Origin of the sequence: Cryobacterium sp. BB307, from assembly GCF_012274275.1 — a bacterium.
GTDB lineage: Bacteria > Actinomycetota > Actinomycetes > Actinomycetales > Microbacteriaceae > Terrimesophilobacter.
Genome location: NZ_JAANZA010000002.1, coordinates 66141 through 87848, shown reverse-complemented (window position 1 = coordinate 87848; position 21708 = coordinate 66141). Strand labels below are relative to the sequence as shown.

General features: G+C 67.3%; 22 protein-coding genes. 12 read left to right on the top strand and 10 right to left on the bottom strand.

Going from position 1 to position 21708, the window contains the following annotated elements:
- Window positions 1-316: 316 nt before the first annotated feature.
- Both HGK58_RS07685 and HGK58_RS07680 read right to left on the bottom strand, forming a co-directional pair.
- Window positions 317-1162 carry a DUF1648 domain-containing protein gene (locus HGK58_RS07685; protein WP_168627013.1) on the bottom strand — a complete coding sequence of 282 codons (846 nt, stop codon included), beginning with the start codon at window positions 1160-1162 and terminating at the stop codon, window positions 317-319.
- Complete coding sequence (locus HGK58_RS07680) at window positions 1159-1509, bottom strand: GntR family transcriptional regulator (RefSeq protein WP_168627012.1); 351 nt, start codon at window positions 1507-1509, stop codon at window positions 1159-1161. Before HGK58_RS07680 ends, HGK58_RS07685 begins: the two co-directional genes overlap by 4 nt.
- A 137-nt stretch (window positions 1510-1646) precedes the next feature.
- On the opposite strand from HGK58_RS07680, the gene HGK58_RS07675 reads away from it, so the two are divergent.
- The 7 genes from HGK58_RS07675 (at window position 1647) to valS (ending at window position 10811) form a co-directional block, all read left to right on the top strand.
- Window positions 1647-3293, top strand: coding sequence for an ABC transporter substrate-binding protein (locus HGK58_RS07675; protein ID WP_168627011.1), 1647 nt, complete (start codon window positions 1647-1649; stop codon window positions 3291-3293).
- 2 nt (window positions 3294-3295) lie between these two features.
- Window positions 3296-4228, top strand: coding sequence for an ABC transporter permease (locus HGK58_RS07670; RefSeq protein ID WP_168627711.1), 933 nt, complete (start codon window positions 3296-3298; stop codon window positions 4226-4228).
- A complete protein-coding gene (locus HGK58_RS07665) occupies window positions 4225-5100 on the top strand; it encodes an ABC transporter permease (RefSeq protein WP_168627010.1) in 876 nt (291 codons plus the stop codon). Before HGK58_RS07670 ends, HGK58_RS07665 begins: the two co-directional genes overlap by 4 nt.
- Before the next feature lie 5 nt (window positions 5101-5105).
- The gene (locus tag HGK58_RS07660; RefSeq protein WP_168627710.1) at window positions 5106-6755 is read left to right on the top strand and encodes an ABC transporter ATP-binding protein; all 1650 of its coding nucleotides are present in this window, start codon (window positions 5106-5108) and stop codon (window positions 6753-6755) included.
- A complete protein-coding gene (locus tag HGK58_RS07655) occupies window positions 6752-7345 on the top strand; it encodes a TetR/AcrR family transcriptional regulator (protein ID WP_168627009.1) in 594 nt (197 codons plus the stop codon). Before HGK58_RS07660 ends, HGK58_RS07655 begins: the two co-directional genes overlap by 4 nt.
- 76 nt (window positions 7346-7421) lie before the next feature.
- Window positions 7422-8144 carry a hypothetical protein gene (locus HGK58_RS13610; RefSeq protein ID WP_210422794.1) on the top strand — a complete coding sequence of 241 codons (723 nt, stop codon included), beginning with the start codon at window positions 7422-7424 and terminating at the stop codon, window positions 8142-8144.
- Between the two features lie 84 nt (window positions 8145-8228).
- Window positions 8229-10811 carry a valine--tRNA ligase gene (gene valS / locus HGK58_RS07645; protein ID WP_168627008.1) on the top strand — a complete coding sequence of 861 codons (2583 nt, stop codon included), beginning with the start codon at window positions 8229-8231 and terminating at the stop codon, window positions 10809-10811.
- A 148-nt stretch (window positions 10812-10959) separates the two neighbouring features.
- On the opposite strand, the gene HGK58_RS07640 is transcribed toward valS, so the two are convergent.
- The 3 genes from HGK58_RS07640 to HGK58_RS07630 all read right to left on the bottom strand — a co-directional run bounded on the left by HGK58_RS07640 (window position 10960) and on the right by HGK58_RS07630 (window position 12922).
- A complete protein-coding gene (locus HGK58_RS07640) occupies window positions 10960-11196 on the bottom strand; it encodes a hypothetical protein (protein WP_168627007.1) in 237 nt (78 codons plus the stop codon).
- A gap of 86 nt (window positions 11197-11282) precedes the next feature.
- The gene (locus HGK58_RS07635; protein ID WP_168627006.1) at window positions 11283-11909 is read right to left on the bottom strand and encodes a helix-turn-helix domain-containing protein; all 627 of its coding nucleotides are present in this window, start codon (window positions 11907-11909) and stop codon (window positions 11283-11285) included.
- Window positions 11910-12112: 203 nt separating this feature from the next.
- The gene (locus HGK58_RS07630) at window positions 12113-12922 is read right to left on the bottom strand and encodes a class I SAM-dependent methyltransferase (protein ID WP_168627005.1); all 810 of its coding nucleotides are present in this window, start codon (window positions 12920-12922) and stop codon (window positions 12113-12115) included.
- A gap of 26 nt (window positions 12923-12948) precedes the next feature.
- Between HGK58_RS07630 and HGK58_RS07625 the strand changes: the two genes are divergently transcribed.
- Window positions 12949-14970, top strand: a complete 2022-nt coding sequence (locus HGK58_RS07625; RefSeq protein WP_168627004.1) for a M3 family metallopeptidase — start codon at window positions 12949-12951, stop codon at window positions 14968-14970.
- A gap of 72 nt (window positions 14971-15042) precedes the next feature.
- Window positions 15043-15513 (top strand): general stress protein, encoded by a 471-nt coding sequence (locus tag HGK58_RS07620; protein ID WP_168627003.1) that lies wholly within the window; start codon window positions 15043-15045, stop codon window positions 15511-15513.
- Window positions 15514-15576: 63 nt separating this feature from the next.
- Here HGK58_RS07620 and clpX read toward each other — a convergent pair whose 3' ends face one another.
- Window positions 15577-16851, bottom strand: coding sequence for an ATP-dependent Clp protease ATP-binding subunit ClpX (gene clpX, locus HGK58_RS07615; RefSeq protein WP_168627002.1), 1275 nt, complete (start codon window positions 16849-16851; stop codon window positions 15577-15579).
- A 170-nt stretch (window positions 16852-17021) separates the two neighbouring features.
- Here clpX and HGK58_RS07610 point away from each other — a divergent pair, with 170 nt between their 5' ends.
- Window positions 17022-17627, top strand: coding sequence for a hypothetical protein (locus HGK58_RS07610; RefSeq protein WP_168627001.1), 606 nt, complete (start codon window positions 17022-17024; stop codon window positions 17625-17627).
- 76 nt (window positions 17628-17703) lie between these two features.
- Window positions 17704-18324: a copper resistance CopC family protein gene (locus tag HGK58_RS07605; protein WP_168627000.1), complete on the top strand. Its 621-nt coding sequence runs from the start codon at window positions 17704-17706 to the stop codon at window positions 18322-18324.
- Here HGK58_RS07605 and HGK58_RS07600 read toward each other — a convergent pair.
- The 4 genes from HGK58_RS07600 to HGK58_RS07585 form a co-directional block, all read right to left on the bottom strand.
- Entirely contained in the window at window positions 18278-19348 is a 1071-nt protein-coding gene (locus HGK58_RS07600; RefSeq protein WP_168626999.1) for a cation diffusion facilitator family transporter, read from the bottom strand. The genes HGK58_RS07605 and HGK58_RS07600 overlap by 47 nt on opposite strands.
- Complete coding sequence (locus tag HGK58_RS07595) at window positions 19345-19707, bottom strand: metalloregulator ArsR/SmtB family transcription factor (RefSeq protein WP_168626998.1); 363 nt, start codon at window positions 19705-19707, stop codon at window positions 19345-19347. Before HGK58_RS07595 ends, HGK58_RS07600 begins: the two co-directional genes overlap by 4 nt.
- 81 nt (window positions 19708-19788) lie before the next feature.
- Window positions 19789-20451 carry an ATP-dependent Clp protease proteolytic subunit gene (locus tag HGK58_RS07590; RefSeq protein WP_168627709.1) on the bottom strand — a complete coding sequence of 221 codons (663 nt, stop codon included), beginning with the start codon at window positions 20449-20451 and terminating at the stop codon, window positions 19789-19791.
- A gap of 39 nt (window positions 20452-20490) precedes the next feature.
- Window positions 20491-21090: an ATP-dependent Clp protease proteolytic subunit gene (locus HGK58_RS07585; protein ID WP_168626997.1), complete on the bottom strand. Its 600-nt coding sequence runs from the start codon at window positions 21088-21090 to the stop codon at window positions 20491-20493.
- A gap of 108 nt (window positions 21091-21198) precedes the next feature.
- Here HGK58_RS07585 and HGK58_RS07580 point away from each other — a divergent pair, with 108 nt between their 5' ends.
- Window positions 21199-21690 (top strand): tetratricopeptide repeat protein, encoded by a 492-nt coding sequence (locus tag HGK58_RS07580; protein ID WP_349236170.1) that lies wholly within the window; start codon window positions 21199-21201, stop codon window positions 21688-21690.
- Window positions 21691-21708: the final 18 nt, after the last annotated feature.

Here is a 21708-nt window from a genome sequence, read left to right as displayed (position 1 = left end):
GTCGACTTCCAACACGAGGACGACGGATGCCGCGGTACCACCTCGCTTGCCGGCCGCGCTTGCGCGTGACTGGCCCCTCATTGCGGCTGTGACGGGCCACCCGTTCGGTTCTAATTGGCGGTTGCCCGCCGTTCTTCCGAAGACTCCCCGGTGATGGCCGGATCGCAGTCGTTGCCCGCAATTCTAGCGGGTCGCGCTGTCCGTGCCCCAACATCGCGAGTTGCCCACTTCTGCCCCTGTTTGGGCCTCAATTCGGGGCGGAAGTGGGCAACTCGGTGAATCCGGCGCGGCGTGAGGCGGGGGCGCAAAAAGCGGGTCAGGCGGGGCGGCGCGCGGCAGCCGCCGCCGAGAGCACGGATGCGCCGGTCGCTGCATCGTCGACCGTCACCACGAAGCGCTTGCCGCCCGCGTACTTGACCTCGATCGCCACGCCCGCGCGGAGCACCACCCCGAAGCGACCGTCGAGCGAGACGCGGTAGCCCCAGCCACCGAATTCCGGAACCGGACTGACTTGCACGACGCGCACCGATTCGATCGACTCCGCAGGCAGGAACTTGCGCACACCCAGTCCCGTCACGCTCAGTCCCGCTGGACCGGCCGTCACTCGCCACAGCCCCCGCACCCGCTGCGACCAAACCGCGATCTCATCGGCGCGAAGCTGCAGCGGAGGCGCCTCGATGCCGTCATCCGTCACGGCACCTGCCGCCGGAAGCAAGAACCAGGCGATGGCACCAAACGCGAGTCCGGCTCCCGCGCCCACCAGCATCCACCAGCCCGCATCGGGCGCCAGCGTGGCATCCTCCAGCCCGCGCTGCACGTACACGGTGCCGGTTATGCCCACCGACAGCAGCCCGCTGATGAACGCGATCGACGTCAGCACGAGCTTCTGGTTGGCCAGCAGCACGCCGTCGCGCAACCGCCAAGACAGGACAAGCACGAACATCGCGTAGGCAAGTGTCAGCCCGACCGGCATCAGGATGGCGAACCACGGCGAGCCGAAGCCGTCTGGCCCGGACGGGCCCCAATGTGTCGCGATCACCTCGGGCAGCTCCGGCAGCCAGCTGAACATCACGATCGCGGCAGCGAGTGCGACAACAGTCGGCAGCACTCCCCCGACGAGGATCATGCGCCGGTGAGTGCTTCGCGCGGTGCCGGATGTCATTGGTAGGCCTCTCTGATGAGCGCGGTAAGCGCCGCTGGATGGATGTCGAGTTCCCTGGCTTCGGTGACCACCACGTTGATGGCGGCATTCAGTTTGGCGTACTCGCTCGCTCGATCGGTGACGGTCGCACCGCGCCCCGGCCGAAGGTCGATGATGCCCTCGTCGCGCAGCACCTGGTACGCATGCAGCACCGTGTGCACGTTGACGTCGAGCGTGCGCGCGAGTTCCTTCGCCGACGGCAGTCGCTCCCCCGGGGCGACGGCGCCGGAGATCGCCGATGTCCGGATGCCAGCGGCCAGCTGGTCGAAGATCGGGACGTCGGATGCGGCGTCGATTCTGAGGAGCATGCCCTCAGTCTATTGTTCTACTTGAACTAGTACAAGTCCCTACGTTGGCAGGCGTGTGCAATCAGCCCCATGTGCCCCGCTAGGATTGTTGGACTGAGTTCAACAAATCATCCCGCACCCGTCACGTCAGGAGCCGCATGCGCGCGCCCGCCCATTTCGCCCATCGGTCCATCGCAGCAGCGGCCGGCATCACGGCTCTAACGCTCCTGCTCGCCGGATGCACACCAGCGGCCCAGCAGAACACCGAACCGACCGCGGGCGGGACACTGGTCTATGCGAGCGGCGATGCGGAGCCGACCTGCCTCGATCCGCACGTCGGCGGCAACTACCCGCAGGCGCTGATCGCGACCCAGTACCTGGAGTCGCTCGTGTCGAAGGACGCCGACGGCCAGATCATCCCCTGGCTCGCCACCGCATGGGAGCCGGCCGAGGACGGCCTCAGCTGGAAGTTCCAGCTCCGTGACGACGTGACCTTCACCGACGGCACCCCGTTCAACGCCGAGGCGGTGCAGGCCAACGTTGAGCACCTGCTCGACCCGGCGACCACCTCCTCCACCGGGTATCTCGCCCTCGGCAAGGTCGCATCGACCGACATCGTCGACGAGCACACCATCCGGTTCAACCTGTCAACGCCCGACAGCGCTCTGCTCGACTCGCTGTCGATGCCGTGGGTCGCCATCCAGTCCCCCACAGCGCTGGCGCGCGGCATGGACGTCAACTGCGAGAGCCCGGTCGGGACCGGCCCGTTCATCGTCACAGACTGGAAGCGCCAGGACTCGATCACGCTCGTCCGCAACGACGACTACAACTCCCCGCCGGCCGATGCCGAGCACGACGGGCCCGCCTACCTGGACGAGATCGTCTGGCGCTTCATCCCCGACTCCGCGTCACGCTTCGCTGCCCTCCAGTCGGGGCAGGTCGACGTGATCGACAACGCCCAGCCGAGCGATATCGCCGCCGCAGAAGGTCAGGGCATCACCGACCTCGACGCGCCTCGCCCCGGTGCCTCCAACCGCATCGAGCTGAACTCTGGCAAGGCGCCGTTCGACGACATCAGGGTGCGTGAGGCGTTCATCCGCGCCGCTGACGTCAACGACGGCATCGAGGCGCTGTTCTTCGGCACCGCCGACCGCTCCTTCTCCGTGCTCTCCAGCGTCGAAACGCTCGGGCTCTCGGCCGAGGAGCACTTCGGCATCGACCCGGATGCCGCGAACGCGCTGCTCGACGAAGCCGGCTGGACCGAGCGCGACGGTGACGGCTACCGCGTGAAGAACGGGCAGCGACTGAGCGTCGACTTCCCGGTGAGCACCAACCAGTCGATCCCCGCCGAGCAGTCGCTGTTCGAGCAGATCCAGGCAGCGGTGAAGCAGGTCGGATTCGAGGTGCGACTCAAGCCCATGGACCTCTCCAGCTGGTACTCGACGCTGATCGGCAACGACTACAACCTGGTCAGCGCGCCCTACACCAAGGTCGGCCCGGACGTGCTGCGCATCCTGTACCACTCCGACTCGATCACTCCCGCGCCGAGCGGCTACTTCGCCAACCTCGCCCAGCTGAACGACCCCGAGGTCGACGCTCTGCTGACCGAGGCGAGCCAGGTGACGGACGCCGATGAGCGGGCCGCCCTCTACGCCGAGGTGCAGGAACTCATCCTCAGTGGGTTCTACGCACTGCCGCTGTACGACCAGCAGAACCACTTCCTGGTCGGCGGGAACGTGAGCGGCCTGCGCGCGATGCCGACGGTCTCCACGCCGACGTTCTACGACGCGTGGCTGGCCCGCTGACGATGAGGATCGGCCGCTGGGTGCTCACTCGGGCACTCGGCGGCATCTTCGTGCTCTGGGCGGTCGCAACGCTGATCTTCTTCGCGATGCGCGCGATCCCTGGCGACCCGGCCGAGGCGATCCTCGGCGGTCCGGGATCGCAGGCATCCGACGAGGCGATCACCCAAGTGCGCAGCGAGTACGGGCTGGACCGGCCGCTGTACGAGCAGTACCTGTTGTCACTCGGCCGCCTCGCAACCGGCGACCTCGGCACCTCCTACGCGCTGAAGGCTGACGTCGCCGGACTGGTCGGCGAGTTGTTCCTCAGCACCCTCATCCTCACCGTGCTGTCGCTGCTCGTCGCCTGGGCATTCGCGCTGGCGCTGGCGCTCTGGGCGACCCGCGGCGGCCGCATCGGCCGGATGATCGGCTCCGGCATGGAGATCATCGCCGCCGCCGTGCCGCACTTCTGGCTCGCGTCGATCTTCATCGTCATCTTCTCCACGGCGCTCGGCTGGTTGCCGCCGATCAGCACGCCCGGCCCCCTCGGGCTGGTGCTCCCGGTGCTGACGCTGGCCATTCCGCTCGCCGGCTTCCTCGGCCAGGTGATGCGCGAGTCGCTGACGGATGCGCTCGAGTCGCCGTTCGTGCTGTCCGCCAGGGCGCGGGGCGAGTCGGAGACCGGTGTGCGCTGGCGGCACGCCATCCGGCACGCGGCGCTTCCCGCGATCTCGCTGTCCGGGTGGGCGTTCGGCTCGCTCATCAGCGGAGCGGTGGTCGTTGAGACCGTGTTCGCCCGGCCGGGGCTCGGGCGCAGCCTGCTGAACGCCGTGCTCATCCGGGACGTGCCGATGGTGACCGGGGTCGCTCTGATCTCGGCGCTCGCGTTCGTGCTCGTCACCATCGCGACCGACGCGATCGACCGGGTCGCGGACCCGCGATTGAGGTCGGCATGACCGCCACCATCGACACCCAGACCGCGCAACCGGGAGCCCTGAGCCACGCCGGCACGAGAGTGGGTGCCCGGCCGACCGTCGGCGAAGTGCTCGCTGTCACCGCGCTGCTGCTCTTGGTTGTCGCCGCCATAGCGCCCTGGCTCCTGACGCCATTCGACCCGCTCGCGATCAGCCCTCGCGAGGCGTTCCAGGTCCCAAGCTTCACTCACTGGTTCGGCACCGACGAGTCAGGGCGAGACGTCTTCGCGCGCATGATCTACGGCACCCGGCCCTCGCTCATCATCGGCGTCGCCGCGACCGCGATCGGGCTGGTGCTCGCGCTCATCCTCGGCATGCTCGCGGGACTCGGCCCCAGGCCGGTCGACTACGCCGTCACGCGCGTGGGCGAGGTGCTGTTCGCGCTGCCGGGCCTGCTGCTCGCGCTCATCTTCATCACCATCACCGGACCGGGAGTCGTCACCTCGACTATCGCGGTCGGGATCGCCACCGCCCCCGGCTACGCGCGCATCATCCGCAGCCAGCTGCGGGCGGTGCGCGATGCGCCGTTCATCGAGGCAGCAACGGTGCTCGGTCGCTCCCGGTTCACTATCCTGCGGCGCCACACCCTGCCGAACGCCATCGCACCCGTGTTCGTGCTGGCCACGCTCGGCGTCGGCCAGGCGATCGTGTGGGCAGCGTCCCTCAGCTACCTCGGACTCGGCGCCGAGCCTCCCGCGGCCGAGTGGGGCGCGATGCTCAACGCCGGGCGCACCTACATCAGCACCGCGTGGTGGCTGACCGTGTTCCCCGGGCTGTTCATCGTGCTCGCCGCTGCCGCCTCCACGGCGCTGGGCCGCAGCCTGCAAGCGAGGACGAGGCAGGTGCAGTCGTGAGCCGGATGCTTTGGGTCGAGGACCTGCGGGTGACCTTCGGGGCCGGCCCGCGCCAGGTCACCGCGGTGGACGGGTTGTCGTTCGAACTCGAGGCGGGCGAATCGCTCGCGCTGGTCGGCGAGTCCGGTTCGGGCAAGAGCGTGACCGCCCGTTCCATCCTCGGGTTGACCGGGTCGGGTTCCCGGGTGTCGGCGGGGCGGCTCGAGCTTGCCGGCCGGTCGGTGCTGGGCTTGAAGCCTGCCCAGTGGCGACGCATCCGGGGCAGCGAAGTCGGGCTGGTGCTCCAGGACGCGCTCGTGTCACTCGACCCGCTGCGCACCATCGGGCGGGAGATCGACGACACGCTGCGGCTGCACACGTCGCTGACACCCGCCGCGCGGCGAGCGCGCGTGATTGAACTGCTCGAGGCGGTGCGGATGCCCGACCCGGAGCACCGGATCGGCCAGCGCTCCGGTGAGCTGTCCGGCGGACTCCGCCAACGTGCGCTCATCGCCTCCGCGATCGCACTGAACCCCGGGCTGCTGATCGCCGACGAGCCGACAACCGCGCTGGACGCGACCATTCAGGCGCAGATCCTCGACCTGCTCGGAGGGCTCAAGAGCAATGGCACCGCTCTCCTGCTGATCAGCCACGACCTGACCGCGGTCGGCAGAGTCGCCGACCGCGTCGCCGTCATGCGGGCCGGGCGCATCGTCGAGCACGGGCCCACCGATCGCGTTCTCGGCGCACCGCAGCATCCGTACACTCAGGCGCTCCTGGACGCCGTGCCGACCGGCCGAGACCGCGGCGAGCGCTTGTCGTCATCGGAACCGGTGCGGCCCCTGTCCTTCCATCCGGCCGATCCCGCCACCGCTACGAAGGCACCGGATGTCGTGCTCGCAGCGACCGGCCTCACCAAGACCTTCCGTCTCCGGCACGGCACGACGCTCACCGCAGTCGACGACGTGTCCCTGCACTTGCGCGCGGGGCAGACCCTCGGCCTGGTCGGCGAGTCCGGATCCGGCAAGACCACCGTCGCCCGGATGATCCTCGGGCTCAGCGCACCGGATGCCGGCGATGTGACCCTTCTCGGCGCACCGTGGAGCACGGTTCCCGAGCGCGATCGCCGCAGCCGCCGGCCGCTCCTCGGAGCGATCTACCAGGACCCGCTGAGCTCGTTCGACCCCCGGTTCACCGTCGAGGAGGTGCTGACCGATGCCGTCAGCCTCGGCACGTCGAGACGCGGGCGGGAGCACCGTGCGCGCGTCACCGAGCTGCTTGACGCCGTCGGGCTCCCGAATGCTCTGCGCGGCAGGCGCCCGTTGCACCTTTCCGGCGGGCAGCGTCAACGCGTCGCGATCGCGCGGGCGCTCGCCCCGGGCCCGAGGATCGTGATCTGCGACGAGCCGGTGTCCGCCCTGGATGTGTCGGTTCAAGCGCAGGTGCTGGACCTGCTCTCCGACCTGCAGAAGGCGCTCGGGGTCAGCTACCTATTCATCTCGCACGACCTCGGGGTGGTGCGGCACATGAGCGACGAGGTGGCGGTGATGCGCCACGGCCGCATCGTCGAGACCGGCCCGCCGGAGCGCCTCTTCACCTCGCCGACCCACGAGTATACCCGTCTCCTCGTGGATTCCGCGCCTCGGCTTCAGCCAGCAGACAAGGACACGACATGACCGAAACCAGCACCCCGCGCGGCAGACCACAGGCGGCCTCGCGTGAGCTGCTCCAGGATGCCGCGCTCGAGCTGTTCCTCGAGAACGGCTACGCGGGCACCACCATCGAGCAGATCACCACCCGCGCCGGAGTGAGCCGCAACACCTTCTTCAACTACTTCGACGCCAAGAGCGATGTGTTCTGGGTCGAGCTGGACGACGCCCTCGAACGGATTCCCGCGTCGCTCAGCACCGCACCACCTACCGCCGGAGGAATGCAGGCCGTCGAGGCGGCCCTACTCGAGTTCGGAGGCCAGTTCGGTCCCGGACGGGTCCCGTTCGCCCTGACCCAATACGAGCTCGTCGGCAGCGTCAACGAGCTACAGGCATCCGCCCTGACCCGATTCACCAGACAGGCTGCGCTGCTGGCCGACTTCCTCACATCCCGCGGCTTCGAGCGGCTGCGCGCCCAGACCGCGTCCTACGCGGCGCTCGGGGCCGTGGTAGCAGCCGGTCAGGCGTGGGCGGATGCCGGCACCGCGCGTGGTGACCTGCTGCCCTACCTGTCTGCAGCCCTATCCCCGGTGATCGGCGCCTTCGCCGACGAGTGAACCGCGGTTCACGACCTGTGCGCACGGGCGCTGTCTACACTGTCGCTGACTGCGCCTTTCGCGAATCGAGTGGACAATGAGTGACGACACTCCGACCCAGCGGATGCCCGATCCGGAGAACGATCCGACCCGGCGGCTGCCAACACCCGGCGATGACGCGCCGACGGAGATGTTCACCCCGCCACCAGCCGCTGCACCGCAGGTCCCGCCACGAAGTGAGCCGCCCAACTACGGCCAACCCCCGGGCGGCAGCGGAGGCGGCGCGGGCAAAGACCCCGGCAAGCGCAACCGCCGGCTGATCACGTGGCTCTCTATCATCGGCGGCTTGCTCCTCATCGCGTTGATCGTGCTGCTCTTTCTCTTGTTCACGCGTCCGAGCGAGCCGGAGCCGACCCCGACACCCACCGAGACTGCGGAGTCGCCGACACCGACACCGACTCCGACTCCGACGCCCACCCCAACGCCCGAGCCAGAGCCGAGCCCGGAACCGACGCAGGAGCCGCCGCCGTCGACCAGCCCGGCGTTCCTCAGCCTCACCCCGCCGAGTGGCACCTCGGTCGGCTGCCCGAACGACAACGCATCCGTGCCGGTCAACTTCACCTGGACCACCACCAACGCGGTTGAGGCCGCGATCGGCGTGGCGACGACGAACGCATTCTCCGAACCGTACGAGACCGGCCTGCCCGCGAACGGGCAGTTCGAGTTGCCGTACCAGTGCAGCGAGCCGTCGCAGGTGTACACGGTGAGCATCCGGGGCAACGGAGAGGAAGCGCACTTCACCATCACGCTCACCCGCTGAGCCGGGCGGTTAGAATGGGGCAAACCCACACTCAGGCACCTTTGGAACGGACACGGTGCCGCACATAGCGATTCGGAGCCCCTGATGGCCTTTTCTCTGCCCGACAAACCCGCCCTCGAGGGACTCGAAGCTAAGTGGGGTGAGCGCTGGGAGCGACAAGGCACCTACCTCTTCGACCGCGCTCGTGCTCTCGCCGCTGACGCCCAGCGCGACGACCTGTTCTCGATCGACACTCCCCCGCCCACGGCATCCGGGTCGCTGCACATCGGCCACGTGTTCAGCTACACCCACATGGACCTGATCGCCCGCTACCAGCGGATGCGCGGCAAGAACCTGTTCTACCCGATGGGCTGGGACGACAACGGGCTGCCGACAGAGCGCCGCGTGCAGAATTACTACGGCGTGCGCTGCGACCCGTCGCTGCCCCACGACCCCGACTTCACGCCGCCGTTCGAGGGCGGCGACAACAAGAGCGCGAAGGCAGCCGACCAGGTTCCGGTCAGCCGCCGCAACTTCATCGAACTGTGCGAGCGCCTCACGATTGAGGACGAAAAGCAGTTCGAGGCGCTCTGGCGCAAACTCGGCCTGAGCGTCGACTGGACCCAGACCTATCGCACCATCGGCGACCACGCCCGCACGGTCGCGCAGCGCGCGTTCCTGCGCAACCTGGCGCGCGGCGAGGCGTACCAGTCGGACGCCCCGACGCTGTGGGACATCACCTTCCGCACCGCGGTCGCGCAGGCCGAGCTCGAGGACAAGGAGCAGCAGGCCGCCTACCACCGGGTGACCTTCCACAAGCCCGACGGACAGCCGATCGAGATCGAGACGACCCGGCCGGAACTGCTCCCCGCCTGCGTGGCACTGGTCGCGCATCCGGATGACGAGCGCTACAAGCCGCTCTTCGGCACCACCGTGCGCACCCCGATCTTCGATGTCGAGGTCCCCGTTGTTGCGCACCACCTGGCGCAGCAGGACAAGGGCACCGGCATCGCCATGATCTGCACCTTCGGCGATGTCACCGACGTCGTCTGGTGGCGCGAGCTGGACCTGCCGAACCGCACCATCCTCGGCAAGGACGGCCGCGTGCTGCCGGATGCCCCGGATGCGATCACCGCTGAGGCGGGCAAGGTCGCCTACGCCGAGCTCGCGGGCAAGACCGTGTTCAGCGCCAAGGCGCGCATCGTCGAGCTGCTGCGCGAAAGCGGCGACCTCATCGGCGACCCGCGGCCCACCACCCACGCGGTGAAATTCTACGAGAAGGGCGACAAGCCGCTCGAGATCGTCAGCACGCGCCAGTGGTACATCCGCAACGGCGCGCGCGAAGAGGACCTGCGCGACAAGCTCGTCGAGCGCGGCCGCGAGATCAACTTCGTGCCGGAGTTCATGCGCGTGCGCTACGAGAACTGGGTCGGCGGCCTCACCGGCGACTGGTTGATCTCCCGGCAGCGCTTCTTCGGCGTGCCCATCCCGGTCTGGTACCGGCTGGACGAGCACGGCGAACGCGCCGACGTGATCGCGCCCGCGGAGGCACAGCTGCCGATCGATCCGTCATCGGATGTCCCCGACGGGTTCGACGAAAGCCAGCGCGGGCAGCCGGGTGGGTTCGAGGGCGACTTCGACATCATGGACACCTGGGCGACCTCATCCCTCACGCCGCAGATCGCCGGCGGCTGGGAGAGCGACCCGGAGCTGTTCGACGCTGTCTTCCCGTACTCGCTGCGCAGCCAGGGCCAGGACATCATCCGCACCTGGCTGTTCTCCACCGTGCTGCGCGCGCAGCTCGAGCAGGGCAGCGTTCCGTGGAAGAACGCCACGATCAGCGGCTTCATCGTCGACCCCGACCGCAAGAAGATGTCGAAGTCGAAGGGCAACGTCGTCACGCCCGCTGCGATGCTCGACGAGCACGGCTCGGACGCAGTGCGCTACTGGGCGGCCTCGAGCCGGCTCGGCACCGACGCCGCGTTCGACCCGCAGAACCCGAAGCAGATGAAGATCGGGCGCCGGCTCGCCATCAAGGTGCTCAACGCCGCGAAGTTCGTGTACTCGTTCCCCGAGGCGGCCGACGGCGCCGACCGGGTCACCGAGCCGCTCGACATCGACCTCCTGGCCGAACTGAGCCGCGTGGTCGCCGCCGCGACGCGAGCGTTCGATGAGTTCGAGCACACTCGCGCGCTCGAAGTCACCGAGCAGTTCTTCTGGACCTTCTGCGACGACTACCTCGAGCTCGTCAAGGAACGCGCGTACGGGGCATCCGGAGCCGAAGCGCAGGCGTCGGCCGTCACCACCCTGCGCACCGCGATCGACGTGATGCTGCGGCTGTTCGCGCCGTTCATCCCGTTTGCCACCGAAGAGGTCTGGTCGTGGACGCACGACGGGTCGGTGCACACCGCCGAGTGGCCGGCCTCTCCGACGGATGCCGAGGCAACCGGACTGCTCGGCCTTGTCGGGCAGGCGCTCATCGGCATCCGCGGAGCGAAGACGAACGCGAAGGCTTCGCAGAAGACCCCGGTCGCGTCAGCCACGATCGCCGGGCCGGCACTGCTGCAGCAGGCCGCGGTGGACCTGAAGTCGGTCGGCCGGATCGAGGAGCTGACTTTCGTCGAGAGCGACGAGGTCAGCGTCACCGCGATTGAACTCGCCGACGAGGTCAAGGCCGAGGAAGGGTAGACGCCGGGAGGGCGTCTACCATAAGGACAAGTCAACTCCGGCGAGGAGTGGGTGGAGGAACAGCTCTAGGCAGCTGGCACGCCACTTCTCGCCGGAGTTGAGTCTTTGTGGGGCTGGTGGAGCTGGTTGGGGCTGTGGAGCTGCCGGCTTAGCCGCGCAGCTGGGTGAGGCGAAGCGCATCAGCTTCGCGCTGAGAAGTGTGGGTGGCCGTCATCATGAGACGGGCATGCTCTTCATGGGTCAGCGCCTTGCGCTCGGCACGCTCTCGTGACCACTTGAGCATCGCAACAGCGAGTCGGGCGACCATGCGGTCGAAGCCGGTGTGGGGCGCGCGACGGGCCACGGATGAGCCGGTGAAGGCCTCCCTGGCGGTTGCGGTTGTCATCGAATTCACCTCCTTGATTACTTCGAACGTACCCGTGACCACTGTCATTACAGGGGCCGTGAATGGTGCACTTGCGGCATAGCTAGTCATGGCTTTTCTCCTGTTTCAGGGGACGGAATCTCCTCGCCATCGACGATCGGGAATCCGTTGAATTGGATTTGGACCGGGCGGGTGCCCGGGACGTTGCGTGCGCGGTGCGCGAGGGCGAACTGCTCGAGCAGGGCGAGCACCTTCTGGTTGAACTCGGTCAGGTCGGCCGCGCTGGCGAACACGCTGGTGACGTTGATCATGCTCGCCTTGAGCCACTCCTCCGGCATGGTTTCCATGCCGCGGTTCACGAAGTCGGCGAGGTTGCGCTCGCGGCTCTTCGACCACTCGTTCATGACGAGGTTCGATGCCTGCTTGCCTGCCTCGGTGCGCATGAACTCCTCCGGCCCGAGGTCGACGGCGCCGGGGATGCGTTCCCACCAGCGCTCGCGCCCTGTGCCTGCGCCCTCGAGTTCGCGAACGAACGCGTGCTTCTCGAGTTGGCGGAGGTGGTAGCTGGTAGCCCCGCTTGACTCACCGAGTCGCTCGGCAAGCCCGCTGGCTGTTGCCGGCCCGTAGGTGGAGAGCGCATCGAAGATGCGAACTCGCAGCGGGTGGGCGAGAGCCTTCAGCGACTCGAGGTCGAGGATGCGCTTCTGCTGCTGCGGGCCCGGTGTTTCTTCCATGAGTGCAAAGGTAGCATTGCAAAGACGTCTTTGCAAGTACTTCTTTGCAATTAGTCTTTTGCAACCTCTTCTTTGCAATCACCCCTTTGCATCGCCTCTCGGCTTATGGCATCCGGAACCAAACGAGTCGGGAGTTGTTGCCGAATTGGACCGGTCCAATTGGGCAACAACTCCCGACTCGATGATGGTGTGCGGATGCGGCGCTAAGGGCGCGCGAGAATCTCGCCGTGCGGCATGGCGAGCCAGGCGGTGCGGTCGTCCCGCCAGTCGATCCACGCCTTCGACAGCTGCTCCAGGTCGTCGACGGTCGCCAGCCCCAGCTCTTGCACATCGCTCGCGAACGACGACGACAGCACGCGCTGTGACCAGGTCTCGCCCCACCAGCCGCGGTCCTCATCGGAGCTCATCCCCCACACGGATGCGTAGCCAGAGACATCCGTGAACCCCGCCTCGTACGCCCACGCCTTCAGGCGGCGGCCGGCGTTCGGCTCGCCACCGTTGCTGCGGTGCACGGCGTCGTACAGCGACTGCCAGCGCGACAGCGCGTCCAACTCTGGGTAGAAGATGATGCCCGCCCAGTCCACCTCGCGCGCGGCCACGACTCCCCCGGGCTTCACCACGCGACGCATTTCGCGCAGCACATCAACCGGACGCCCAACATGCTGCAGGGTCTGGTGCGTGTGAACGATGTCGAAGCTGTCGTCTTCGAACGGGAGGTTGTAGGCGTCGCCGACCACGAACTTCACGTTCTCGACGCCCTTCTGACGCGCGTTCTCCTGCGCGCGGGCAACAGCATCCGCCGAGTAGTCGAGACCAGTGACGACGCCGGGCGCGACCCGCTGTGCGAGGTCGATGGTGATGGTGCCCGGACCGGATCCGACGTCGAGGATGGTCGCCCCTGCGCGCAACTCGGGGATCAGGTAGGCGGCGGAGTTTTCCACCGTCCGCCAGCTGTGCGCCCTGAGCACGCTCTCGTGATGGCCATGCGTGTATCGCTCGTCAGATTCGGTCATGGGCTCAACGCTAATAGGCTCGGGGCATGACGAATCCGTTCATTACGCCGAGCACGCTTCCGTACCAGCTTCCGCCGTTCGCCGAGATCACCGACGAGCACTACCGACCCGCTTTCGAGCGCGGCTTCGAGGAGCAGCTGGTCGAGATCGCCGCCATCACGGCGACCGACGACGAGCCAACATTCGAGAACACCATGGTGCCGCTGGAGCGCAGCGGGCAGACCCTCGCGCGCGTCGCTCGCGTGTTCTACAACAAGACCTCGGCGGACTCCAACGACTTCACCAACGAGCTCGAGGAGGAGCTCGCACCGAAGATGGCGGCGCACGCCGACGCCATCCGGCTCAACACCGAACTGTACGCGCGGATCAAGCGCCTGCACGACTCTCTCGACGAGTTGGGGCTCGACGACGAGCAGCGCTACCTCGTGGAGCGCAACTACACCGAGATGACCCTCGCCGGCGCCGGCCTCGACGACGCGCAGAAGGAACGGCTGAAGGACTACAACAGCAAGCTGTCCACCCTCACCACCCGATTCGAGAAGAATCTGCTCGCGGACACCAACGACCTCGCGCTGGTGTTCGATGACGCCTCCGAGCTGGACGGACTCGCACCGGGCGAGCTCTCCGCAGCGGCCGAGGCAGCCAAGGAGCGCGGACTCGACGGCAAGTACCTGGTGACGCTGGTGCTGCCGACGGGGCATCCGTACCTCGCCGACCTGACGAACCGCGAGGTGCGGGAGCGCATCATGGACGCCTCACGCACGCGTGGCAGCCGCGGCGGCGAACACGACAATCGCGAGCTGGTGCTGGAGATCACGCGCCTGCGCGCCGAACGCGCCCGACTGCTGGGCTTCCAGACTCACGCAGAGTATGTGACGGCGGATGAGACGGCGAAGACCCCGAAGGCGGTCGCCGACATGCTGGGTCGCCTCGCGCCGGCCGCAGCTCGAAATGCTCGCGCGGAGCAGGCCGACCTCGAGCAGCTCGCGGGCCACGAGATCGCGGCTCACGATTGGGCGTTCTACACCGAGAAGGTCCGCCAGGCGAAGTACGACGTCGACACGGCCGCGATGCGTCCGTATTTCGAGGCGGAGCGAGTGCTGCAGGACGGCGTCTTCTTCGCAGCCACGAAGCTCTACGGCATCACCTTCACCGAGCGCGCCGACCTGCAGGCCTACCACCCGGATGCCCGCGTGTTCGAGGTCCGGAACGAGGACGGGAGCGAGGTCGGGCTGTACCTGCTCGACCTCTACACGCGGGATTCCAAGCGCGGCGGTGCCTGGATGAACGACCTGATCGGCCAGAACGAGCTGCTCGACCACCCCGTGGTGGTGGTGAACAACCTCAACGTGCCCAAACCCGCTGCCGGCGAGCCGACACTGCTCACCTACGACGAGGTCAACACTTTCTTCCACGAGTTCGGCCACGCGCTGCACGGCCTGTTCGCGCGCGTCAGCTACCCGAAATTCAGCGGCACCTCGGTGTTCCGCGACTTCGTCGAGTTCCCCAGCCAGGTGAACGAGATGTGGATGCTGTGGCCAGAGGTGGTTGCGAACTACGCGGTGCACCACGAGACCGGCGAGCCGATGCCGCAGGAGCTCGTCGACAAGCTGCATGCATCCGAGCAGTTCAACGAGGGGTTCAAGACCAGCGAGTACCTCGCGGCGGCCCTGCTCGACCAGGCGTGGCACGCGATCACCGCGGATGACGAGGTGACGGATGTCGCGGCCTTCGAAGCCGAGGCTCTCGCCGCGGTCGGGCTCGACAATGCAGCGGTGCCGACCCGATATTCGAGCACCTATTTCGCGCACACCTTCTCGGGTGGCTACGACGCCGGCTACTACTCCTACATCTGGAGTGAGGTGCTCGACGCCGACACCGTCGAATGGTTCAAGGAGAACGGTGGGCTGAAGCGGGAGAACGGCGACCGCTTCCGCAAGCTCCTGCTCGGTGTCGGAGGCAAGAAGGACGCCCTGCAGGCATACCGCGAGTTCCGTGGGCGTGACGCGGTCATCGAGCCGCTGCTGAAGCGCCGCGGGCTGGAGTAAGCCAGCATCGAAGTCTCGCGAATCGGTCAGGTTTGAGCCATAGCCTCGGGGCCTGACCGAGAGGAGACGATGATGACCGACGCATCCGTTCAACCGACAGAAGAGGTCGCGCAGACACCGCTTCGTGAGTTCTCCAACTATCGCGAGGCTGCGGCACTTGTCGACAAGCTCTCCGACGACGGGTTCGACGTCAGTCGGCTGCGCATCGTCGGAACCGGGCTGCGCAGCGTCGAGCAGATCACCGGCCGGATGACCGTGGCTAAGGCTGCAGGGATGGGAGCGATCGGCGGAGCCTGGTTCGGCCTGCTCATCGGCGTTATCTTCGGTCTGTTTGTGATCGGCATCGCCTGGTGGGCGGTGCTGCTGTTCAGCGTGCTGCTCGGAGCGCTGTGGGGGGCGATCTTCGGCGCGATCGGGCAATGGTCGACTCGCGGACAGCGTGACTTCTCGAGCGTGAAGACGATGGAGGCCAGCTCCTACTCGGTGATGGTCGACGTCACGCACGCGGACGAGGCGCGGCGGATGCTGGGTGCTGGTCTCTGAGGTCGCCGGTGGAGGTCTCGACAGGCTCGACCACCGTGAGCTCGACCACCGTGAGGCGGAGAGCTACGCGGACTTCTCCTGGCGGCGCTGCTTGTGCGGCACGATGGTCGGCGCAGCGTTGTCGATGACCGACTGCTTGGTCACGATGACGCGCGCGACATCCTCGGTGGAAGGCACCTCGAACATGATCGGCCCGAGCACTTCTTCCATGATCGCGCGCAGCCCGCGGGCGCCAGTCTGACGCAGCACCGCAAGATCGGCGATCGCCTCAAGCGCATCCGTCTCGAACTCGAGCTGCACACCGTCGATCTCGAACATGCGCTGGTACTGCCGCACGAGGGCGTTCTTCGGCACCGTCAGGATGTCCATGAGCGCAGCCTGGTCGAGCGGGGTGACCGTCGAGACGACTGGCAGACGACCGATGAACTCCGGGATGAGTCCGAACTTGTGCAGGTCCTCCGGCAGCACCTCGCTGAACAGGTTGATGTCGTCGCCCTTGCTGTGCAGCGGGGCGCCGAAGCCGATGCCCTTCTTGCCCGCACGCTGGGAGATGATCTCCTCCAGCCCGGCGAACGCGCCGGCGACGATGAACAGCACGTTCGTCGTGTCGATCTGGATGAACTCCTGATGCGGGTGCTTGCGTCCGCCCTGCGGCGGCACGGATGCGACGGTGCCCTCCAGGATCTTCAGCAGCGCCTGCTGCACGCCTTCACCCGACACGTCGCGGGTGATCGACGGGTTCTCCGCCTTGCGGGCGATCTTGTCGATCTCGTCGATGTAGATGATGCCGGTCTCGGCCCGCTTGACGTCATAGTCCGCGGCCTGGATCAGCTTGAGCAGGATGTTTTCGACGTCTTCACCGACGTAACCGGCCTCGGTGAGCGCGGTGGCGTCGGCAACGGCGAACGGCACGTTGAGGCGCTTGGCGAGCGTCTGAGCGAGATAGGTCTTGCCGCATCCGGTCGGCCCGATGAGGAGGATGTTGCTCTTGGCGATCTCCACGTCATCGTGGGAATCGGCCGAGTGGATGGTGCGGCCGGCGCGAACTCGCTTGTAGTGGTTGTACACCGCGACCGAGAGCGCCCGCTTGGCCGGCTCCTGGCCGATGACGTACTCCTCGAGGAACGTGAAGATCTCCTTGGGCTTCGGCAGGTCGAAGTCGGCTGTCGCCTGCTCCCCCGACTCCGCGAGGCGCTCCTCGATGATCTCGTTGCACAACTCGACGCACTCGTCGCAGATGTAGACCCCTGGGCCCGCGATGAGCTGCTGCACCTGCTTTTGGCTCTTGCCGCAGAAAGAACACTTCAGCAGGTCGGCGCTTTCGCCTATCCGTGCCATTCGCGGCCTCCTCCCGGTCCCCCACCTTCGGGGGTCGCATTCTTTACCGTGATCCTGCTACCGAGCCTAACCCGACCCGAGGACACTCTGATGCACCGTGCCGATAACCTCCCACGGCGCGCCGCCTAGGATTGTTCGCGAGGAACCTCGCAGCACTCAGGAGCGCACACATGTCGACACGTTGGGCCCGCGTCGCCCGCGGTCAGGCGGCGGCTCTGGTGTCGACTTTCGTCGCAGCCTTCTCGCACGCCGCAGCCGATGGCGCCCTTCCTGGACCGGCCGGCATCCTGCTCTGCCTCGCCTTCTCCGGCATGCTCTGCGTCGCGTTGGCCGGCAAGCGGCTGTCCCGGATGCGACTGGCCGTCTCGATCGCGTTGAGCCAGTTCGCGTTCCACGCGTTCTTCAGCAGCCTGAGCGCACCGATCGCAGCGGTACCTGTCGCAGCGCACGCGCATCCGGGCGGGCTCGCCAATCTTCAGCCGATCGCGCCCACCGTGCACGCTGTGCACGCGGGTGAGACCATGTGGCTCGCCCACGCGGTGGCCGCGGCCATCACCTTCCTGATTCTGCGCTTCGGCGAGCGGGCCTTCTGGAGCCTGCTCGAGACCGCGCGGCTCAGCGTCGGCGCACTGCTCAACCGGCTGCTCGTCGCCCCCGTGGCTCTCCCCCGCCGGGCATCCGGCGCGCAACTGTCACGCAGTATCTCCCCGCGTGCGCTGCGACGGATGCTGTCGCCGATGCGGCATCGCGGTCCGCCGCTCGCCCTCTTCGCCTGAAGATCGGCGAACGAAGCACTCACGCATCCGCGTGCCACATTGTCGCCGTGCAGCCCACGGCTGAAAGAAGATCACAGTGAAACGCAAGAACTTAATGGCCGCAGGAGCGGTCGCAACCATCGCGCTGCTCGGCCTGGCCGGGCCGGCATCCGCGCACAACGCCGTCATCTCGACGACGCCATCGGACGATCAAGTGCTCACCGAACTGCCCGCGCGCTTCGAGATCCGCACGAGCGACGACCTGCTTCCCGCTGGCGCGGCCATCATGCAGGTGACGGATGCCGACGGGCTGTTCTACGGAAACGGTTGCGTCGTCGTCGAGGGACCGAGCGCGTCAAGCGTGCCGGAGCTCGGCGCGCCCGGCGACTACACCCTGGACTGGCAGGTCGTCTCCGCGGACGGGCACACCATCTCGGGCACCATTCCGTTCAGCTGGGCGCCCGCTGCCCCGGATGCGCCGATCAGCGAGGGACGCGCGACTGCGCCGATGTGTGGCGAGGAGCCGGCAGCCGCGCCGGAGCAGACCTCCGACGCGACAGACACGCCACTGCCCACCGACAACGGGGACGACGCCGAGACGGTCGCGGACAGCGGCACGCCGTGGGGCTTGCTCCTCGGCGGCGTGCTGGGACTCGGGGCGATCGGTGCGCTTATTGCGATCCTGGTGCATCGCGCGAAGAGCGCGCCGAAGGGCTGAGTCGGACCAGTCCGACGCCGGGCAGCGCATGCGATAGCGCGTGCGCTGCCCGCTGCTCGATCTGACTGAACGCCGACACTGACAGCGAAGGATCGACGTCGATGTCGGCGGCAACCGTGAGCCGGTGGCCCATCCAGCGGAGCCGGACGACGTCGACCGAGCGCACGCCATCGACGCGAGCCAGAGCTTCCTCGGCGCGGTCCACCAGTTCCGGGTCTACAGCGTCGAGGAGCCTACGGCCGATGTCACGTGCGGTCCCCCAGAGCAGCACGAGGATCGCCGCGGTGATGACCAGACCGACGATCGGGTCGGCCAGCGGCATCCCAAACCACACGCCGATGACACCGAGCACGACCGCGAGGGATGTGAACCCGTCGGTGCGGGCGTGCATCCCGTCGGCGACGAGCGCCGCGGATCCGATGCGGCGGCCGACTCGGATCCGATAGACGGCGACGAGCTCGTTGCCCGCGAAGCCGATGATGCCCGCGGCCAGCACCCAGCCGAGGTTGCTGATCGGCATCGGCTCGATGAGCCTTCGAATCGACTCGACACCGGCCACGACTGCCGAAAGCGCGATCATGGCGACGATGAACAGCCCGGCGAGGTCTTCGGCACGCCCGTATCCGTAGGTGTAGCGCCGGTTGGCTGCCCGGCGGCCGACCACGAACGCGATCCACAGCGGGATTGCGGTGAGCGCGTCGGAGAAGTTGTGCACGGTGTCGGCCAGGAGGGCGACCGAGCCGCTGATCATGACGACGAACAGCTGCAGCACGGCGGTGATACCGAGGCCGACCAGGCTCAGCTTGACCGCGCGGATGCCCTGCGAGCTCGCCTCCAGCGCATCGTCGATCGAGTCGCTGGCATCATGACTGTGCGGCACGAAGATCGAATGCAGAAAGCCCTTCAACCCGGTCGGATGGGTGTGCCCGTGGGCGTGATCGTGCCCGTGCTGATGGTCGTGACCGTGATCGTGGTGATGGTCGTGCGGGTGGTGGTCGTCGTGCTCGCGGGTCTCGTGCGTCATGAGGCGCTCCGTGCGTCCGAACGGTGGTGGCGCGGCACTCCGCCGAGCGAGTGCTCGGCCTGCTGGATGGCACTCGTGACGAGCGCACTCGCATGCTCGTCCTCGAGGCGGTAGTACACGCGCGTGCCGACATGACGGGTCGAGACCATGCGTGCCAGACGCAGCTTGGCGAGGTGCTGCGAGACCGCCGCCGGCGACTTTCCAACCGCCTCCGCCAGCTCGCTGACCGACAGGTCCCCAGCACGCAGGGCGAGGATGATCCGCACCCGAGTCGCGTCGGCGAGCATCCGGAATACCTCGACCGCGACTTCGGCGAACTCGGCGTCGCCCGCACCGCCAATCACGTTATCTGCATCCATACGCAGATTCTTTCACATGGCGTCGGGCAACAAGAAGCCCCGCACTCGAGAGTGCGGGGCATTCTTGGTTCCTGGCGGGCGCTACTTGGTGAGCGCCGGCACGCTCTTGCGGCTCGTGAGCACCTGGTCGATCAGGCCGTACTCGAGCGCCTCGGCGGCACTCATGATGTAGTCGCGGTCGATGTCGGAGCCGACCTGCTCGATCGTGCGGCCTGAGTGCTGCGAGATGGTCTCCTCGAGCCAGGTGCGCATCCGGAGGATCTCCCGCGCCTGGATCTCGATGTCGGAGGCCTGGCCGCGCCCGGCGTCACCGGTTGCCGGCTGGTGGATCAGGATGCGCGCGTTCGGCAGCGCGAGACGCTTGCCGGGCGCACCGGCGCCGAGCAGCACGGCGGCCGCCGATGCCGCCTGGCCGAGGCATACGGTCTGGATCTGCGGCCGGATGTACTGCATCGTGTCGTAGATCGCCGTCATTGCAGTGAAGGAGCCACCGGGTGAGTTGATGTACATGACGATGTCACGGTCGGGGTCCTGGCTCTCGAGCACGAGCAGCTGCGCCATGACGTCATCCGCCGAGGCGTCGTCGATCTGCACGCCGAGGAAGACGATGCGGTCCTCGAACAGCTTCGCGTATGGGTCCTGGCGCTTGTAGCCGTAGGCTGTGCGCTCCTCGAAGCTCGGCAGGATGTAGCGCGACTCCGCCGTCGGGCGGGCCAGCCCTGACGGCTGGTAGCCGGAGGACATTGAGGGGTTCGTGAATTCCATGGTGTTTGTGCCTGTTCCCTACTTCTCTGCCGAGGTGTCTTCGGTTCCGCCGCCGCCGACGACGTCGGTGGCGAACTCGCGCAGGTGGTCGACGAATCCGTACTCCAGCGCTTCCTGCGCGGTGAACCAGTTGTCGCGGTCACCGTCCTTGATGATCTGCTCGATGGACTTGCCGGTCTGCTCCGCGGTGAGCTCAGCCATCCGCTGCTTCATGTCGAGGATCAGCTTGGCCTGAGTCTGGATGTCGGCAGCGGTGCCGCCGAAGCCGCCGGAGGGCTGGTGCAGCAGCACGCGCGCGTTCGGCGTGATGTACCGCTTGCCCTTAGTGCCGGAGGACAGCAGGAACTGACCCATTGACGCCGCCATGCCGATGCCCACCGTGACGATGTCGTTGCCGACGAACTTCATGGTGTCGTAGATCGCCATGCCCGCGGTGATCGAGCCACCGGGCGAGTTGATGTACAGGTAGATGTCGCGGCTCGAGTCCTCGGCGGCGAGGAGGAGGATCTTGGCGCAGATCTCGTTCGCGTTGTCGTCGCGTACCTCGGATCCGAGCCAGATGATCCGATCCTTGAGGAGTTGGTCGAAGATACTGCTGACGAGTGCCGGTTGGGCCATGCTGTCGCGCTCCATTCAGTTGTCGCTTGCGTTACGAATCTATCCGAGCGACACCTTGCGAACTGCCGTGTTCGCCGTCGGCTGAGAGTCCCGCCTACGCTTACAGGCGTGAATGCGGATTGGGATGCTCGGGTCGATGCTGTGTGGGGTGCCGCTGCCGAACTCGGCGAGGCTGAAGTGCTGCGCCGGATCGATGAGCTGGTGGCGGAGCGGGGCGAAACGGATGCCCTCGCCGCGTTCGAGGCGGCCAGCGCCAGGGACTATGTCGGGCAGGAGGCCGAGGCGGCACCTCTGTACCGCCGGGCGCTCGAGGCGGGGCTGCCCGAGCCGCACAAGTCCTACGCGATCATCCAGCTCGCGAGCACGTTGCGGAACCTCGGAGAGGCGAGCGAAGCCATCCGGATACTCGAGGAGAGCGGGGTCACCGACCCGGCGCATCCGCAGTCCTCAGCAGCGAACGCCTTCCTCGCGCTGGCTCACGTGTCGGGCGGCGACCCGCAGAAGGGTGCGGCGATCGCGCTGCACGCGCTTGCGGGCACCATGACGGAGTATTCGCGGGCGATCCATGCCTACGCCGACGAACTCACATCCGTCCGTTAAGGACAGCGCGGGCCGAGC